The sequence below is a fragment of the Arthrobacter sp. EPSL27 genome, from assembly GCF_001512305.1.
Classification (GTDB): domain Bacteria; phylum Actinomycetota; class Actinomycetes; order Actinomycetales; family Micrococcaceae; genus Arthrobacter.
The window spans coordinates 633,586-651,099 of the sequence record NZ_LNUT01000005.1 but is presented as its reverse complement, the minus strand read 5'-3'; the positions used below and the strand labels follow the sequence as shown (position 1 = coordinate 651,099).

The following is a 17,514-nucleotide window of genomic DNA, read 5'->3' as shown; positions in this document are numbered from 1 at the left end:
TCACACTAGATCAGTTCCACCGTAACGACTACCTTGGGGTTTGTGCGTATAGACATTGTGACCAAAGAATTCCCGCCCGAAATCTACGGCGGCGCCGGGGTCCACGTGGCCGAGCTCAGCCGCGTTCTGGCCCAGCACGTCGATCTCCAGGTCCGGGCCTTTGGTGCGCCCCGGGAACCCGGCTATCACGGCGCGTCAGTGACCTCCTATGCCGTGCCCGAGGACCTGGCCGGCGCGAACGCCGCCGTGCAGACCCTGGGCGTGGACCTGCGGATCGTCCCGGACATCGCCGGCGCCGACCTGGTGCACTCCCACACGTGGTACGCCAACATGGCCGGGCACATCGCCTCGCTGCTTCACGGCATCCCGCACGTGCTCAGCGCCCACAGCCTGGAACCGCTGCGCCCGTGGAAGGCCGAGCAGCTCGGGGGCGGCTACGCCCTGTCCTCCTGGGTGGAAAAGACCGCGTACGAGGCGGCAGCCGCCATCATTGCCGTGTCCGAGGGCATGCGCCAGGACATCCTGCGCAGCTACCCCGAGGTGGATCCGGCCAAGGTCAAGGTGGTGCACAACGGCATCGACGTGAGCCTGTGGAACCGGGACGAGGGCGACGACGTCGTCCGCGGCCTGGGGATTGATCCGTCCCGGCCCAGCGTGGTCTTCGTGGGCCGCAACACCCGGCAGAAGGGTGTGCCGTACCTGCTGCGCGCCGCCGCCAAACTCCCGGCGGACGTCCAGCTGGTCCTGTGCCTCGGCGCGGCAGACACCCCCGAGCTGGCCGCCGAAACCGCCGTCCTCATCGAGGGCCTGCAGGCCCAGCGCGGCGGCGTGGTCCTGGTGGAGCGCATGCTGCCGCGGAACGAACTCATCCAGGTCCTCAGCCACGCCACGGCCTTCGCCTGCCCGTCCATCTACGAACCCCTCGGCATCGTCAACCTCGAAGCCATGGCCTGCGGCGCCGCCGTCGTGGCCAGCGCCACCGGCGGGATCCCCGAGGTGGTGCAGCACGGCGAGACCGGCCTGCTGGTCGACATCGAACAGGTCACGGACGGGACCGGCACACCGCTGGACCCGGAAAAGTTCGTCTCGGAGTTCGCCGCGGCACTCACCGAGGTGGTCTCCGATCCTGAGCGGGCCCGCGCCATGGGCCAGGCCGGACGCCGCCGGGCAGAGGAGCACTTCTCCTGGGAATCCATCACGGAAACCACCCTTGAGGTCTACCGGTCGGTGCTCCCCGCGGGTTCCTGACCCCTTCTTAGCAGGACAAACGACGACGACGGCGCCGCCTCCGGTGAATTTCACCGGGGGCGGCGCCGTCGTGGTGTCCCGGGCGGGATCAGCCGCGCGTTGCCGTTACCTGAGTCTTGGTACCGTGAGTCTTAGTTCCCTGAGTCTTGGTTCCGTGGCCCTTGCGGGCGAGCAGGATCTTCTCATCCACCGGGGCGTCGCCGCTGGCGCGCTGCTGCCGGAAGTACTCCCGGGCCTCGTCCTGGCGGACCTTCTCGGCGCCCGTGGCGATGTTCGCCCGGAGGTGCTCGGGGCCAAACCCGAAGGCGTCTACCAGATCGAGGGCATGCGGGCGGATCTTGACCAGGAGCCGGTTAATGTAGTCACCCAGCGTCCGGGCCCGCTGCATGGACAGCCGGCCGTTCATCAGGTACCAGGACAGGTTGGCCTCGATCAGGGAAAGACCGAAGAGGTCGCGCAGCCACGTGAGGACCTTCTTGGTGCCGGGATCCGTGACCTGGCCCAGCGCCTCGGTGAAGGCCTCCCACTGCAGCAGCTCGGCGTGCGCCTGGGCGGCTTCGATGAGCTCGTTCTGGTGCTGGTTGAACAGATCCGCGCCCTGGTGCTGCGGCAGCTTGTTGGCGCCCTTGAGGGCGGACCCGACCTCGGCGACCATGGTCTGCACCCGGTCCGTCAGGAGCGCACGCTGGCTGGCCTCGTCCTTGATGGCGATGGCGGCTTTCTGCACCGAACCGGAGTCAGCCATGAACTGCGCCACGCCGCGCAGGCCGGTCCGGTGGATGGCGGCGTCGGTGGCCTGGCCCACGACGTAGCGGGCCAGCACGCCGAAGTTCACGGTGCGGAACTCCTTGGCGTAGTCGGCCAGCAGCCGCTTGGCCACCAGCTGGAGGAGGACCGTGTTGTCGCCTTCGAAGGTGGCGTAGACGTCCAGGTCCGCCCGCAGCGACGCGAACCGGTTCTCGATCAGGAAGCCGGCGCCGCCGCAGGCTTCGCGGCATTCCTGCAGGGTGTCCAGGGCGTGCCAGGTGCTCAGCGGCTTGAGCGCCGCCGCGAGGGTTTCCAGGTCCTGGCGGTCCTCGTCCGTGTCGGCGCGGCCGGAGAAGACGTCGTCGAACTTCTGCAGCAGCTGTTCGCTGGCGAAGCCGGCGGCGTACGTCGTGGCCAGCCGGGTGAACAGCCGGCGCTGGTGCCGCTGGTAGTCCAGCAGCACCTCCTCGTCGGTCTGCGAGGACGCGTTGAACTGGCGGCGTTCCGTGGCGTACTGGATGGCCGTCTTGAGCGCAAGCTTCGAGGCCGTGACGGCGGCGCCGTCCAGGGAGACCCGGCCCTGCACCAGCGTGCCCAGCATGGTGAAGAAGCGCCGGCCCGGGCTGGCGATGGGGGAGGTGTAGGTGCCGTCGGCGTCGACGTTGCCGTAGCGGTTGAGCAGGTTGGTGCGCGGGATCCGGACGTGGGTGAAGTGCAGCCGGCCGTTGTCGATCCCGTTCAGGCCGCCCTTGACGCCGTCGTCCTCGCCGCCGATGCCGGGCAGGAACTCTTTCGTCTCCGGGTTCCGGAGGTCCATGTAGAACGCGTGGACGCCGTGGTTGACGCCATTGGTGATCAGCTGGGCGAAGACGACGGCGGCCAGGCCGTCGACGGCCGCGTTGCCGATGTAGTCCTTCCACGCCGCACGGAAGGGCGTGTGCACCACGAATTCCTCGGTGGCGGGATCGTACGTGGCGGTCGTGGCGATGCTGGCGACGTCGGAGCCGTGCCCGGTCTCGGTCATGGCGAAGCAGCCGGGGATGTCCAGGCTCATGATGCCGGGCAGCCACTTGGCGTGGTGCTCCTCGGTGCCGAGGTGGTTCACGGCGGAGCCGAAGAGGCCCCACTGCACACCGGCTTTGATCTGCAGTGAGGGGTCGGCGATGACCAGCTCCTGGAAGCCGGCCACGTTGCCGCCGTGCTCGTCGGCGCCGCCGACTGACACGGGGAACGCGCGGTGCACCGCCCCGTTGTCCACGAGGATCTTCAGCTGGCCGAACACGCGCCGGCGGTGTTCGGTGTGGGTGAGGCCCTCGGTCTTGTGCAGTTCCGGCTGGCCGGCAAGTTCCCGGGAGGCACGGCGGATGTCTGCCCACTTTCCCAGCAGCAGCTCGCCCAGTGCGGCGACGTCAACGCCGGGGGCCGACGGACCTGCAGCGGGGGCCGGCGCCGTGCCTGGGGTGGTGCGGCCGGCCGTGGCCTGGGCTGCGGTGGTGCGTTCGGCGCCCGCGGGGCGGTCTGCCAGTTCGGTCATGTCGATTCCTTCTTTGGTTCTGACAAGGTCGGTGCTGATGTCGGTGCTGGTGTGGGTGCTGGAGCGGCGGTGTTGGGGCCGGACCGGAGCGCGGGCGCGATGCCGAGGCAGAGCCAGTCGGTGATCTGGCGGGCCATGGCCTCCTGGTCGGGCTTGGCGGGCGACGGCGGGCTGGCGAGCCATTGTTCGCCGGCGTTCCGGACCAGGCCGATGGCCGCGTTGGGCCAGTATCCGATGGCCGCTTCCCGGCCGGCGGAGTCGCCAAGGTGGCTGTGCATGGGCCGGGCAATCATGTCGCTGATCGCGGCAAAGAAGTGGCCCAGGGCTCCCGCGGTGGCGATGGTGCTGTTGGCGGCGCCGGCGTCACCGGGGGTGTAGCGCGTCACGAAGGTGTAGACGTTCGGGCTGGTTTCGGCCATCTGCAGGTAAGCGGACACCATCGCGAACAGGCCCTCGCGGGGGGTCTGGGCGCCCTGGGCGGCTTCCTGGATGCGGCGCTGCATCTGGCTCAGCACCACTTCGCCGACGGCCTGCTGCAGCCCGGCTTTGTCCCCGAAGTAACGGTAGAACACGGACTTGGACGTGCCCGCGGCGGCGGCGATCTCCTCCATCGAGGCATCGCTGCCGAGCGCATGCACGGCTTTCCGGGCCGACTTAATGAGTTCCCGGCGCCGCTCTTCGCGGTGCGACTGCCAGCGGGAGGCGCGGCCGTCCACACTGCCGGCAGGAGTGCCGGCGGCGTCGGCCGCGGGTCCGCCGGGAAGGCCGGTCTGGGAGTTGTTCACGATACCCAGCGTATCAGGTACGCTGGGTATCGGTAACCCGCTTTGATCGAAGGAGACAGCCCATGTCCGTCAACGGACAGTCCGCACCCGGACCTCAGGACCCTGCCCGCGCAGCAACCACCCCGGCCGCCGGCCCGGTACCGGACCGCGCTGCCACCCCGCAGCTCCGCAAGGCAGTCATCGTGGGCGGCAACCGCATCCCGTTCGCCCGCACCGGCGGCGCCTACACCAAGTCCTCGAACCAGGACATGCTGACCGCCGCCCTCGACGGGCTGATCGCCCGATACGGCCTGCAGGACGAGCGCATCGGCGAAGTTGCCGCGGGAGCTGTGCTTAAGCACTCCCGTGACTTCAACCTGACCCGCGAGGCGGTGCTGGGCTCCGCACTGTCCGCCGAGACCCCGGCGTACGACCTGCAGCAGGCCTGCGCCACCGGGCTTGAGACGGTCCTCGGCCTCGCCAACAAAATCAAGCTGGGCCAGATCGATTCGGCCATTGCCGGCGGCGTGGACTCCGCCTCGGACGCTCCGATCGCCGTCAGCGAGGGCCTGCGCGAGGTGCTCCTGGACCTGAACCGCGCCAAAACACTGCCGCAGCGGCTGCAGGTCCTCAGCCGGCTCCGCCCCAAGGACCTCGCCCCCGATGCCCCCAGCACGGGCGAACCCCGCACCGGCCTCTCCATGGGCGAACACCAGGCCCTCACCACCGCCCAGTGGAAGATCACCCGCGAGGCACAGGACGAGCTGGCCTTCAACAGCCACCGCAACCTCGCGGCCGCCTACGACGCCGGATTCTTCGATGACCTGCTGACCCCGTACCGCGGCCTGGCGCGGGACTCCAACCTCCGTGCCGACACCAGCCTGGAGAAGCTGGCGGCGCTCAAGCCCGTTTTCGGCAAGAGCCTGGGATCCGCGGCAACCATGACGGCCGGCAACTCCACCCCGCTGACCGACGGCGCCTCCACCGTGCTGCTTGGCTCCGAGGAGTGGGCCGACGCCCACGACCTGCCCAAACTGGCTACCGTGGTTGACGGCGAGGCGGCTGCCGTGGACTTCGTCCACGGCAAGGACGGGCTCCTCATGGCACCGGCCTTCGCCGTGCCGCGCCTGCTGGCCCGCAACGGACTCACCCTCTCGGACTTCGACTTCTTCGAAATCCACGAGGCTTTCGCCGGCACCGTGCTCAGCACCCTGGCCGCGTGGGAGGACGAGGAATTCGGCCGCACCCGCCTCGGCCTGGACGGGGCCTTCGGCAGCATCGACCGGTCCAAGCTCAACGTCAACGGCTCGTCCCTCGCCGCAGGCCACCCCTTCGCGGCCACCGGCGGACGGATTGTCGCCTCGCTCGCCAAGATGCTCCACGCGAAGGGCAACGTCGACGGCCGTCCCGCGCGTGGCCTGATCTCCATCTGCGCCGCCGGCGGCCAGGGCGTCGTCGCTATTCTTGAAGCACACTAGGGGGAACCGATGACCGACAAATACACACAGCTGGTGAGCCACGGCCTCGGCCGGGACATCGCCAAAAAACTGGGGCTGCCCCAGCCGATGGCGCTGCGGCGGCACACTCCGGGCCAGCCGCTGGTCACCGGGCCCGTCCTGGTCCAGGGCGCCGGCAGCGGCGCGGATGCGCTGGCCTCGACGCTGCTGTCCTGGAACCTTGACGTGCGCCGCCACGCGGTGCCCAAGGAAAAACTCGGCGCCATCATCCTGGTGCTGGACGAGCTGAGCCGCCCGGAGGACCTGGAGAAGCCGGTCCTGACCGCGGCCACGTCCCTCCGCGACCTGGCAGCCAACGCCCGCGTCGTCACCATCTCCCGCAGTGCAGCGGACGCTGCAAACGCAGACGCTGCAAACGCAGACGCTGCAAACCCAGGCGCTGCCGATCCGGCCGCCGCCGCGGCGCGGCAGGGCGTGGACGGGCTCGTCCGCTCGCTGGCCAAGGAGCTCCGCGCCGGGGCCACGGCCAACGGCATCCTCCTGGCCGACGGCGCCGGCACCACCAGCCCCAGCACCCTCGGCGCGCTCTGGTTCTTCCTGTCCGGCCGCTCAGCCTTCGTCGACGGGCAGTTCCTCACGGTCCGCTCGGCCGAGGGCCAGCTGCCGGCCGACGCCGAGAAGCCGCTGGCGGGCAAGGTCGCCGTCGTGACCGGGGCCGCGCGCGGAATCGGTGCCGCGATTGCCCGCACCCTGCACCGGGACGGCGCCACCGTGGTGGCCGTCGACATCCCGGCCGCCGGGGACCACCTCGCCGCGGTGGCCAACGAGGTCCACGGTACGGCCCTGCAGCTGGACATCACCCGCGAGGACGCCGGGCAGCGGATCATTGACCACGCCGTGGAACGCCACGGGCGGCTGGACATCGTGATCCACAACGCCGGCATCACCCGGGACAAACTGCTTGCCAACATGGACCAGGGACGCTGGAACTCGGTGATCGCGGTCAACATCGCCGCGCAGCTTCGGATCAACGAGGCGCTCCTCGCCTCGGAGCACTTCCGGAACTCACCCCGGATTGTCTCCGTCGCCTCGACCAGCGGCATCGCCGGCAACCGCGGCCAGACCAACTATGGCGCCTCCAAGGGCGGCGTGATGGGCATGGTCCGGGCCACCGCTCCGCTGATCGGCACGCACGGCGGCTCGATCAACGCCGTCGCGCCCGGCTTCATCGAGACGGAAATGACCGCGAAAATCCCCTTTGCCACCCGCGAGATCGCCCGCAGGCTGAACTCGCTGCAGCAGGGCGGCCGGCCGGGCGATGTGGCCGAGGCCATCGCGTTCCTGGCCAGTGACGCCGCCGGCGGCATCTCCGGCGAAGTACTGCGCGTCTGCGGGCAGAACCTGGTGGGGGCATGACCCCAGCGCAGCCCGTCATCCTGGGCGAGATGCCGTCGCTGTCCAAGCTGTACGTCAACGCAGCCGCCACTGCGGCGCGCCGGCGGGTACTGGGCACCCACGCGGGGAACGGGCTGCCGGCGACACGGCACGAGGTCCGCGGCGTCAAGGCGGCAGTGGAGAACCTCACAGCGTACCAGCACCTGATCGGCGAGAGCGCGAGCGACGTGCTGCCGGCCGGTTTCGTCCACGCCCTGGCGTTCCCGCTGGCCATGAGTGTCATGAACCGGGATGACTTCCCGCTGCCGCTGCTGGGCATGATCCACTTGCAGAACCGGGTGGTGCAGTCAGAGCCCCTGCGGTTCACAGACGCCCTGGACATCCGGTCGTGGTCCGAGGACCTGCGCGGCCACCGGGCGGGCACCCAGCTGGACGTTGTCACCGAGGTGCGCCGCACTGGGGAGGACGCCGTCAGCTGGCGCGGTGTGTCGACCTACCTGGCCAAGGGCGTGTACCTGCCCGGCATCGACAAGCCCTCGGCCGCGCCGGCCCCGGCGGCCTTCTCGGCGCCGGATCCCACGGCGCTGTGGCAGCTGGGCGTGGACACCGGGCGCGCCTACGCGGCCGTGTCCGGCGATTTCAACCCGATCCACCTGAGCGTCCTCTCGGCCAAGGCCCTGGGGATGCGGCGGTCCATCGCGCACGGCATGTACCTGGCGTCGAGGGCGCTTGCCGACGTCGGGGCCGCCAAAGGTGATGCCTTCAGCTGGGACGTGTCCTTCGAGGCGCCGGTGTTCCTGCCGGCCCGCGTGGCCCTGGACATCAACACCACGCAGGGCGACGACGGCGCGTGGCAGCGCTCGGACTATGTCGCCTGGAACGCGCGGTCCGGCCGCAAGCACTTCAGCGGTTCAGTGGCAGCGCTCTAACTGCACCCGGCTGCACCAACGACGGCGGTGCCCGCCCCGGAGAGGGGAGGGCACCGCCGTCGTTGTCTGTGCCGGTGCATTCTCCCCCGTCGGGCGACGCGGCGGCGGCTAGGCCCGGTCCGCGGCGGCGGACTTCGCCACGCGGAGCACCCGGTGCAGGCTCAACAGGATCGATTCGACAGCGCTCGGGGCATCCGTTGCCGCTTCCTCGGCGCCCACCCGTACCGTCAGTTCCCGGACGCCGGCGTCGGCGGCCTTGATCTGCTCCACCTGCTTTTCCGGGCTCTCCTCCTCGACCGCGCGCAGGACGTCTCCCACGGAGGCCATGGCGTCAGCGAGGGGGGCCGCGAATTCATCCGGCACCACGAAGGGGGTGTCCTTGGCCCAGATGACGTCCGAGAGGACCTGCGTCACGTCCTGGACGTGGAAGGTCACCCGTTCCAGGTCCCGCAGGTCCCGGTAGTCCTGCTCAATGTCCCGGGGGTGGAGCCGGCGCCGGGGATTGGCGCGGCGGCTGGCGTCGGCCTTCTCCACGGCCAGGCGGACGGACCGCGCGGAGGCCTCAAGCGAGTCGGACCTCTTTGCCCAGTCTTCGTGTTCGGGCGGCCAGCTCTCCTTCAGGGCCTTGGCCATGTCCCAGAGCTGCTCGGCGAGCGCCAGGCGCAGTTCCGCGATGCTGAGCTCGGCGGCGCGGAAGTGCAGCGGCGGGAACACCAGGAGGTTCACCAGGATGCCCACCGAGACCCCCACCCCCATCTGGAGGAGATAGCCGAAGGAGAACTGGTCCGGGTCGTGGCCGCCCACCAGCAGGACCAGCAGCGCCGCCGTCGGGATCCAGTCCCGGCCCGCGCCGATCTTCGGGATACCGGCCAGGATCACGCCGAACGCCATCACAACGCCTACCGTCAGCGGCGACGGGCTGCCGAGGATGAACAGCACAAAGGCCAGACCCACCCCGACAGCCAGGCCTGCGAGCGCCTGGACACCCTGCCGCACCGAACCGGCGACGTGCTCGTACATCGCCACCAGCGCGCCCAGCGGAGCGTAGTAGGGGTAGTTCGCCGCGGAACCGGGCATATAGGGGGCGATCGCGAAGGCGATGCCTGCCGCCAGCCCTGCCTTCAGGGCCAGCTGCAGCCGGGGCCAAAGCAGCGCCGCGCGGATGTTGGCGGACACGGTCCGCCAGAGCCGCGAAGGCAGGGAGGGACCCCCTGTGTGCGTGGCCTCGTCTGTAGTAGTCATCCGGCTCACCCTAGGGGCGGGACGTTGCTGCGACAACTGGACGAACCCGGGGGAGCCGCCGGTTTAGCCTGCCCCGTGCCCCGGGGCCACCTCTTCCCCGGCCCGGACAGGCCCCGGCGGCGTTCCTTCGCCGAAGGGGCGGCCGCCGAGCGCCTCACGGCCGTGGGCGGACAGCCAGCCGTCCAGCGCCGGGCCCGCCGGGACGATGCCTGTGGGGTTGATGTCCTCATGGACGATGTAATAGTGCTGCTTGATCTGCACGAAGTCGATGGTGTCGCCGAACCCGGGTGTCTGGAACAGGTCGCGGGCGTACGCCCACAGTGCGGGCATCTCGGTGAGCTTCTGCCGGTTGCACTTGAAATGCCCGTGGTAGACGGCGTCAAACCGCACCAGCGTGGTGAAAAGCCGGACGTCGGCCTCGGTGATGGTGTCTCCCACCAGGTACCGCTGCGCGGCAAGGCGCTCCTCCAGCCAGTCCAGGGCGGTCCAGAGCCGCTCGTAGGCTGAGTCGTAGGCCTCCTGGGACCCTGCGAAGCCGCAGCGGTAGACGCCGTTGTTCACTTCGGTGAAGACCCTCTTGTTCACCGCGTCGATCTCCGTACGCAGGGCCTCCGGGTACAGGTCGGGTGCGCCCGGCCGGTGGTAGGCGGTCCACTCGGTGGAAAAGTCGAGGGTGATCTGCGGGAAGTTGTTGGTCACCACCTGGCCGCTGGCGACGTCGACGATCGCAGGGACCGTGATGCCGCGGGGATAGTCCGGGAACCGGCGGAAGTAGGCCTCCTGGATCCGTTCCATTCCCAGTACCGGATCCTTGCCGCCGGGATCCAGGTCGAACGTCCAGGAGCGTGCGTCATGGGTGGGCCCGGGCTGGCCGAGGGAGATGGCGTCCTCGAGGCCCAGCAGCCGCCGCACGATCACGGTCCGGTTAGCCCACGGACAGGCTCGGGCCGCGACCAGCCGGTAGCGGCCCGGCTCCACCGGCCAGCCCGGCTCGCCGTTCCGGCCGGGAGCGCCGTCGCGGGTGATCCGGTCCTCGATGTAGTTGGTGTCCCGGGTGAACTCCGCGCCGCCGGTGACGTAGGCACCCTTGGTGCTGAATCCTGGATCGTCCGTGTGTAGTGTGCTCATGGTCCCAGCCTAAGCCGGGGCCGCGCCCTGACCCTGCAGGAGGGCGGACGGCAGGAATGCGAACACCTCCGACATGGGCTGCCAGGCAACCCACCAGGCGGCACCGACGACGGCGGCGAACAGCACGATCCAGACGGCCGCGGGGACCGGGGTGGCGCGGGAGAGCAGGTACGCATCCGACGTCGCCAGCCGGTCCCGCCGTTTCAGGTGCACCGTGGCCAGCTTGCCCAGATCCCGGACGGCGGCCACGAGCAGGGCCAGGCCCAGCACGATCATGACATGGCCGGTGAACTCGGGCGGGACGAACAGCACGAGCAGGACGGCGGCCAGCACCGCAGCGGCAGTGATCAGGAGCCCGGCGCCGTTGCGGATAAAGAGGAACGAGGCCAGGAGGATGAGGGTCCCGACGGACATCGCCGCCGGGCCCCAGCCGTTGAAGCCGCTCCAGACCATCGCCGCGCCCACCACGGCAGGCACCGGATATCCCCAGAACGTGGACCAGACGGCGGCCAGGGGTCTCCGGCTGTACGTGGTGGTGGTACCCGAGTGGTCCAGGCCCAGGCGGATGCCGCCCACACGCTGCCCCGTCATCAGCGCGGCGAAAGCGTGGCCAAGCTCGTGGGTCACGGTGGCCAGCAGCCCGAAGTGCCGCCAGGTGGCCCGCGGAAGGCAAAGGGCGACGGCCAGGAGGATGACCAGGGCCAGTTCCGTGCCCGTAACGGTCGGGGCGGGGGAGTGGGCGAACCCGGCGACGATCCGCTGCCACCAGGTCTCGGCAGCGTCGTTCATGCCCGTGGTCCCGGCGGCCTTCCGGCGGGGCCCGCGCTGTGTTGGATGCAGTAGGGGGTCCAGGGCCTGGCCTCCAGCCTGCCCTCGGCGATGGGTTCCCCGCACACGGCGCAGATGCCGTAGGTGCCGACATCGATCCGCTCCAGGGCCGCGTCGACCTGCGCAAGGCCCTGGCGGCTCTGCTCCAGGAGGGCCGAGGCCTGGGAAAGCTCAAAGGCTATGGTCGCGCCTTCGGGGTCGTGTTCGTCGTCGACGTTCGAATCCTGCCGGGCGGCGTTCACTGAGGAGATATCGCGGCCAAGCGCGGGGAGGAGGGCCAGTTTACGGCGGCGCTCCTCCTGGAGGAGGATCCGGAACTTTTCGACGTCGACCATAGGCTGCAAGGCTAGCGCGGACGCTGCAGCTGCGTCTAAAGGCGCAGCCGTCATCAGCGGCGGAATCAGCGCCGGCATGGTGGCACCTGCGGGGGCGGATGTCCGGGCCGAAAGGCCCGGTGCCCGGGCGGATCCCGGCCGTAGAGTGGGGAAAAGAGCCTCCGGGGCCAGCAGTCAGTACAGCCTTGAGCCAGTACAGCCCGCAGTCAGCAGAAGCAGGAGACGTCATGGATCAGCCAGCGGCCGGCACCGGCCCCAAAAACGCCGATGAGGAAGCGGAAGCCCTGGCAGCGGTGGAGCGCCACCACGCGGGCATGCTTAAGCGCCTCACGGCCTTGACGGAGACGCTCGTGAACGCCGTCCGGGGGCGGGACGCGGTGGCGGAGCACAGCGCGCATGAAGTGCTGGTGGAATGGTGCGAGGACGACCTGGTTCCGCACGCGCTCGCCGAGGAGGGGCCCCTTTATGGCGGGCCCCGCAACCTGCCGGAGGGCCGGCTGCTGGTGGACGGGATGCTGGCTGAGCACCAGGTGATCGTCGGCCTGGTCGAGGAACTGCGGGGATCCACCGGGGTGGACGCCGCTGTGGCTGCCGGATCCATCCGGAACATCTTCGGCCTGCACCTGGAGAAGGAGAACACGCTCCTGATGCCGCTGATCGTCGCCACCCCCGGACTCTCGCTGGCCCGCGCCGTTGAAGGCCTGCACGAACTGGTCGGTGAAGCCCACGTCCACCGGCCCGGGACGGGGAGCGGATCCAGCGTCTAGAGTGGCCCCATGGCTGATGGCATGCATCACGACAACGGGCCCGGCACCACCGATCTGCTGCGCCAGCTCGCGGCAGCACATGGCGTGGGGACTTCCTACTGGGGGTGGGACGGCGTCGAGCGGTCCGTCCCGGACAGCACACTGCGCGGTGTCCTCTCAGCGCTGGGCGTTGCCGCCGGGGATGCGGCAGAGATGGAGACGGCACTGGCGGCGGCCCGGCTGGCACCGTGGCGCCGCCTCCTGCCGCCGGTCGCCGTCGCCCGCGAGGGGCAGGAGCTGCTGGTCCACGTCCACGTCCCGCACGGGAGTGCCGTCAACGTCTGGATCGCCGCCGAAGACGGCAGCAGGTATCCGGTGGAACAGCGGGAGAACTGGGATGCGCCGGTGGACGTCGACGGCGTCCTCACCGGCCGTGCTGCCTTCGCCGTCCCGGCCACGGTGCCCCTCGGCTGGCACCAGCTGGTGGCAGAGAACGAGGGGACCGCCGCGCAATGCCCGCTGGTAGTAACACCCCGGCAGCTCCAGACCACCGCGGCGCTCATTTCATCGGGCAGGTCAGGACGGCGGAACTGGGGACTGACCGCGCAGCTCTACTCCGTCCGTTCATCGCGGTCCTGGGGGATCGGCGACTTCGCCGACCTCGCGGACCTCGCCACCATGTCAGGGCAGGAGGGCGCCGGGTTCGTCCTGGTCAATCCGCTGCACGCCGCCGAGGCCCGGCCGCCGGTCGAAGACTCGCCCTACCTGCCCACCACCCGGCGGTACTTCAACCCGCTCTACCTCCGGGTGGAGGAGATCCCCGAATACGGCTACCTCGACCCGGCCGGACGGTCCGAGGTGGAGCGGCTGGCCGGGCAGCAGCACGCAGCGAACCACTCCGCCGCGCTGCTGGACCGGAACGCCTGCTACGCGGCGAAACTCGCCGCCCTGGAGCTGGTGTTCGGGGTCCCGCGCGACCCGGCACGTGCCCGCGCGTTTGCGGACTTCTGCGCCGGGGAGGGGCAGGGGCTCGATGATTTCGCCCTCTGGTGCGCCCTCTCCGAGAAGCTGGGTCCCGGTGCGCCCGAATGGGCGGGCGTGGCGTCCGCCCCCGACACCGCCTACTGCCGGGAGCAGCGGACCCTGCTCTCCGGCCGGATCGAATTCCACCGCTGGCTGCAGTGGCTGTGCGACCAGCAGCTCGAGGCCGCCCAGCACGCGGCCCGGCGGTCAGGCATGGAGATCGGCGTCATCCACGATCTTGCGGTGGGCGTCAAGCCCGGCGGCGCGGACGACTGGTCCCTGGCCGGGGTGCTGGCACGGAACGTCACCGTGGGCGCACCCCCGGACATGTTCAACCAGCAGGGCCAGGACTGGACGCAGCCGCCTTGGCATCCCGGCCGGCTCGCCGAATCCGGGTACGCCGCCTACCGGGACATGCTGCGGACCGTGCTGCGCCATGCCGGCGGGATCCGGGTGGACCACATTCTGGGCCTGTTCCGGCTGTGGTGGATTCCCGACGGCGCCGGACCCGGCGAGGGCACGTACGTCTACTACGACCATGAGGCGCTGATCGGCATCCTGGCGCTGGAGGCGCAGCGGGCCGGGGCAATAGTGATCGGTGAGGACCTGGGCGTGTTCGAGCCGTGGGTACGGGACTACCTCGCCGAGCGCGGGATCTTCGGCACCTCGATCCTTTGGTTCGAGCACGACGACGACGGCCCGCTCCTGCCGGAACGCTACCGGCAGCAGTGCCTGACCAGCGTCAACACCCATGACCTGCCCCCGACCGCCGGCTACCTCGCCGGGGAACACGTCACCCTGCGCGAATCCTTGGGCCTGCTGCGGCGTCCGGTCCACGAGGAGCGCGCCGAGGCCGCCGCGGAGCAGCAGGCGGTGTTCAAGCTCCTGCGGGAACGCGGCCTCCTGCCGGCGGCCGGGCACCAGGACGTCCAGGGCACGGTCGAGGCGCTCTACGCCTTCACCACCTTGACCCCCTCGTCCCTGCTGGGCGTCGCGCTGGTTGACGCGGTGGGCGAAACCCGGACCCAGAACCAGCCGGGCACCAGCACGGAGTACCCCAACTGGCGCGTCCCGCTGGCCGGCCCGCGCGGACCCGTGCTCCTGGACTCGCTGCAGTCCGACCCCGGTTTCCGGTCGCTCGTCGGCACCGTCCGGTCCGCGCTGCACGCCACGGTGGAGGGCCCTGCCGTCTGAGCGGTCCAGGCTGCAGGGCGCTTGCGCAGGGGAGCAGCGGAGTGCCCCACTGGCTAGACTTCAAACGCGGACCCGACAGATGAAGTATCCAGTGACGACAGGAAAGAACCCAATGAACCCCCTCGACGACCTGAGCCGGCGCCTCACCAAAGAGCACGAAGACTCTCTCTACGGGATCGGGAACCGGCCTCCGAATTCCTCGCTGTGGTTCACCGTGGTGCTTCAGGGGGCGTTCTGCGCCGCAGTCGCCGGCGGCCTGGCCTTCGTCGTTGGTGCCTGCCTCGGCGTCGAGGATGGCTATGCGCTCATGGGAGTCATCGCACTGGGCGGCCTCGCGGGCCTGTGGTGGTGTGTGGGGGCCATGCAGCGCCGCGGACGGAGAGTCAAGGCAGAGTACGTCCGGCACGGCGGCGACCCCGCCGGGACCAGCGACCTGCTCTTCGGTGCGGTGGTCTACAAAATCATGCCGGACGGCCGGTGGAAGTGGCCGGAACCGAGTTCCAGCAGCGAATGATCCGGCCAGCACGAGGGGGAAACACTATGACGAAGAACACCATCCACACCACCCTGGCCGCAGCCGCACTGGCAGGGCTCATCCTTACTACCGGCTGCGCCGCCCCGCAGGCCCCGCAGAACACGCAAATAGCGACAACCACGACAACACCGACAACACCGTCTTCCGCCGGGCCCGCGGTTTCGAGCGGGACGGCGACACCGGCCCCGGAGACACCACAGGCGCCGGCACTGGAGACCTTCACGTTCCCGGATGGCCACGTCTCCTTCACCCACCCGGCAGGCTGGACGGTCAACACCAGGCCGGGGCCAGCCCTCGATGCCGAAGCGCAGAAGACCTCGTTCCACGCGACCGTCCACGACGCCTCCGGCGCTGAAGTGGCCAGCGTGTTCAGTGGAATGTACGGCGACGGCGCCGCCGGCCCGGCCCGGCGGACTGTCCTGGACCACGCACCGGTCCCCGGGATTTCCCCCGCGGCAGGGGAGGCCACGGAGTTCGGCTTCGCGTACGACGAGTACCCGGGAACCGCAGACCCCGCGCATTACTTCATGGACGTCCGGCGCGCCGGCGAATTCCTGGCACCCGACGGCAGCTCCGGATCCAACCAGGTGATGCTGCCCAACGGCGTCCTGACCGCCTCGGTCGTCTTCGGTGGACCAGTATCCAAAGCCGCTTTTGAAACTCCCGCCGCCGCGGAAGCCTGGATGGGCTCAGAACAATACCGCCAGCTGAAGGCAATGCTCCTCAGCCTGACTTATCAGTAGAACCGGGCGGCAGCGGTTCAGCCACCCCCTGGCCCGGCCAGGGGGAGGAAGTCGATAACAGAAAGGCCCTGGAATCCATAGGATTCCAGGGCCTTTTCCTGTTGTGCGCGGAGGGGGACTTGAACCCCCACCCCCTTTCGAGGACTAGCACCTCAAGCTAGCGCGTCTGCCATTCCGCCACCCGCGCAGGTGGTATTCGGGAAACCTTTTCGCCTTTCAGCGTTTTGGATTTCTCCGAAGCAGCGAGAAAGACTCTAGCACGACTTTTCCGTAAACAAATAATCGGGGCCCGGCAGGGTGGTGTGGGTAGGCTGAAGCAACAACAGAGCCGCCGCCACGAGGAGTGAAACATGACTGATATCAGGCCCGAGGACGAGGTAGTCCGCATCTGCCAGGAACTGATCCGGATCGACACGTCCAACTACGGCGACGGCTCCGGCCCGGGGGAGCGGGCGGCCGCCGAATACACCGCGGGGCTGATGGCAGAAGTGGGACTCGACGCCGAAATCTTCGAGGCCGCCCCGGGGCGTGCCAGCGTGGTGACCAGGATGGCAGGGGAGGACCCCTCCGCCAGCGCCCTGGTGGTCCACGGGCACCTTGATGTTGTCCCCGCGCTCCGCGACCAGTGGTCGGTGGATCCGTTTGGCGCCGAACTCAAGGACGGCATGATCTGGGGACGCGGCGCCGTGGACATGAAGGACATGGACGCCATGATCCTCGCCGTCATGCGGAATTTCGCCCGCACCGGCCGCAAGCCCAAGCGGGACCTGATCTTCGCGTTCTTCGCCGACGAGGAAGCCGGCGGCACCTACGGCGCCCGGTACGCGATCGAAAAGCGGCCGGAACTCTTTGAGGGCGCCACCGAGGCCATCTCGGAGGTGGGCGGCTTCTCCGCCACCATCGGCGGCCAGCGCACCTACCTGCTGCAGACGGCGGAGAAAGGCCTCTCCTGGCTCCGCCTCGTGGCCCACGGGCGCGCCGGCCACGGCTCCCAGATCAACACCGACAACGCCGTCACGCGGCTCGCCAGCGCCGTGTCCCGCATCGGGGAGTACAACTGGCCGGTGGAGCTGACCCCCACCACGCGGCAGTTCCTCGACGGCGTGACCGAACTCACGGGCGTGGAATTCGATCCGGACGACCCCGACAAGATCCTCAAGGAACTCGGCACGGTGGCCCGGTTCGTCGGCGCCACCCTGCAGAACACCACCAACCCCACCCTGCTCAAGGGAGGCTACAAGCACAACGTGATCCCCGAATCGGCGGAGGCCCTTATCGATGCCCGGACCCTGCCCGGCCAGGAGGAGCACGTCCTGGAAACCGTCCGGGAGCTGGCCGGCGCCGGTGTGGACGTCAGCTACGTCCACAACGACGTCTCGCTTGAGGTTCCGTTCGCCGGCAACCTGGTGGACGCTATGATCGATGCCCTGCACACCGAGGACCCCGGCGCCAAGGTCCTGCCCTACACACTCTCGGGCGGGACCGACAACAAGTCCCTGAGCCGGCTGGGGATCACCGGCTACGGCTTCGCGCCGCTCCAGCTCCCGGACGAACTGGACTTCACCGGCATGTTCCACGGTGTGGACGAGCGTGTCCCCACCGACTCCCTCAAGTTCGGCGCACGCGTGCTGGACACCCTGCTCACCAACTACTGAGGCTGAGAGCT

General features: G+C 69.5%; 15 protein-coding genes and 1 tRNA gene. 9 read left to right on the top strand and 7 right to left on the bottom strand.

Annotation, left to right across the window (positions count from 1 at the left end):
* The first annotated feature begins 42 nt into the window (after positions 1-42).
* On the top strand, positions 43-1,248 hold the full coding sequence (gene glgA / locus AR539_RS13920; protein ID WP_066438012.1) for a glycogen synthase: 1,206 nt from the start codon (positions 43-45) through the stop codon (positions 1,246-1,248).
* Positions 1,249-1,336: 88 nt separating this feature from the next.
* Here glgA and AR539_RS13915 read toward each other — a convergent pair whose 3' ends face one another.
* Both AR539_RS13915 and AR539_RS13910 read right to left on the bottom strand, forming a co-directional pair.
* Positions 1,337-3,529: an acyl-CoA dehydrogenase family protein gene (locus AR539_RS13915; protein WP_066438008.1), complete on the bottom strand. Its 2,193-nt coding sequence runs from the start codon at positions 3,527-3,529 to the stop codon at positions 1,337-1,339.
* Complete coding sequence (locus tag AR539_RS13910; protein ID WP_442854413.1) at positions 3,526-4,245, bottom strand: TetR family transcriptional regulator; 720 nt, start codon at positions 4,243-4,245, stop codon at positions 3,526-3,528. The genes AR539_RS13915 and AR539_RS13910 overlap by 4 nt, the downstream gene beginning before the upstream one ends.
* Before the next feature lie 131 nt (positions 4,246-4,376).
* On the opposite strand from AR539_RS13910, the gene AR539_RS13905 reads away from it, so the two are divergent.
* From AR539_RS13905 to AR539_RS13895, 3 genes are read left to right on the top strand one after another with little or no spacing between them, the layout of a single operon-like run.
* A complete protein-coding gene (locus tag AR539_RS13905; RefSeq protein ID WP_066438004.1) occupies positions 4,377-5,771 on the top strand; it encodes an acetyl-CoA C-acetyltransferase in 1,395 nt (464 codons plus the stop codon).
* A gap of 9 nt (positions 5,772-5,780) precedes the next feature.
* A complete protein-coding gene (locus AR539_RS13900; protein WP_066438001.1) occupies positions 5,781-7,166 on the top strand; it encodes a 3-oxoacyl-ACP reductase in 1,386 nt (461 codons plus the stop codon).
* Positions 7,163-8,074 (top strand): MaoC family dehydratase, encoded by a 912-nt coding sequence (locus tag AR539_RS13895; RefSeq protein WP_066437999.1) that lies wholly within the window; start codon positions 7,163-7,165, stop codon positions 8,072-8,074. The genes AR539_RS13900 and AR539_RS13895 overlap by 4 nt, the downstream gene beginning before the upstream one ends.
* Positions 8,075-8,182: 108 nt before the next feature.
* Here the strand turns inward: AR539_RS13895 and AR539_RS13890 are convergent, their stop codons facing one another.
* The 4 genes from AR539_RS13890 to AR539_RS13875 all read right to left on the bottom strand — a co-directional run bounded on the left by AR539_RS13890 (position 8,183) and on the right by AR539_RS13875 (position 11,607).
* Positions 8,183-9,316 (bottom strand): FUSC family protein, encoded by a 1,134-nt coding sequence (locus AR539_RS13890; RefSeq protein ID WP_082699370.1) that lies wholly within the window; start codon positions 9,314-9,316, stop codon positions 8,183-8,185.
* Between the two features lie 63 nt (positions 9,317-9,379).
* Positions 9,380-10,444 (bottom strand): glutathione S-transferase family protein, encoded by a 1,065-nt coding sequence (locus tag AR539_RS13885; RefSeq protein ID WP_066437994.1) that lies wholly within the window; start codon positions 10,442-10,444, stop codon positions 9,380-9,382.
* A 9-nt stretch (positions 10,445-10,453) separates the two neighbouring features.
* Positions 10,454-11,233 (bottom strand): M50 family metallopeptidase, encoded by a 780-nt coding sequence (locus AR539_RS13880; RefSeq protein ID WP_066437991.1) that lies wholly within the window; start codon positions 11,231-11,233, stop codon positions 10,454-10,456.
* Entirely contained in the window at positions 11,230-11,607 is a 378-nt protein-coding gene (locus AR539_RS13875) for a TraR/DksA family transcriptional regulator (protein ID WP_066439992.1), read from the bottom strand. The genes AR539_RS13880 and AR539_RS13875 overlap by 4 nt, the downstream gene beginning before the upstream one ends.
* Positions 11,608-11,834: 227 nt before the next feature.
* Between AR539_RS13875 and AR539_RS13870 the strand changes: the two genes are divergently transcribed.
* The 4 genes from AR539_RS13870 to AR539_RS13855 all read left to right on the top strand — a co-directional run bounded on the left by AR539_RS13870 (position 11,835) and on the right by AR539_RS13855 (position 15,848).
* Positions 11,835-12,374: a hemerythrin domain-containing protein gene (locus tag AR539_RS13870; RefSeq protein WP_066437988.1), complete on the top strand. Its 540-nt coding sequence runs from the start codon at positions 11,835-11,837 to the stop codon at positions 12,372-12,374.
* Positions 12,375-12,383: 9 nt separating this feature from the next.
* The gene (malQ, locus tag AR539_RS13865; protein WP_066437986.1) at positions 12,384-14,570 is read left to right on the top strand and encodes a 4-alpha-glucanotransferase; all 2,187 of its coding nucleotides are present in this window, start codon (positions 12,384-12,386) and stop codon (positions 14,568-14,570) included.
* 112 nt (positions 14,571-14,682) lie between these two features.
* The gene (locus tag AR539_RS13860) at positions 14,683-15,084 is read left to right on the top strand and encodes a hypothetical protein (protein ID WP_066437979.1); all 402 of its coding nucleotides are present in this window, start codon (positions 14,683-14,685) and stop codon (positions 15,082-15,084) included.
* A 26-nt stretch (positions 15,085-15,110) separates the two neighbouring features.
* Positions 15,111-15,848: a hypothetical protein gene (locus tag AR539_RS13855; RefSeq protein ID WP_066437977.1), complete on the top strand. Its 738-nt coding sequence runs from the start codon at positions 15,111-15,113 to the stop codon at positions 15,846-15,848.
* Between the two features lie 104 nt (positions 15,849-15,952).
* Here the strand turns inward: AR539_RS13855 and AR539_RS13850 are convergent.
* Positions 15,953-16,035 (bottom strand) — tRNA-Leu (locus AR539_RS13850).
* 163 nt (positions 16,036-16,198) lie between these two features.
* Between AR539_RS13850 and AR539_RS13845 the strand changes: the two genes are divergently transcribed.
* Positions 16,199-17,503 (top strand): M20/M25/M40 family metallo-hydrolase, encoded by a 1,305-nt coding sequence (locus AR539_RS13845; RefSeq protein ID WP_066437974.1) that lies wholly within the window; start codon positions 16,199-16,201, stop codon positions 17,501-17,503.
* The last annotated feature ends 11 nt before the right edge of the window (positions 17,504-17,514 follow it).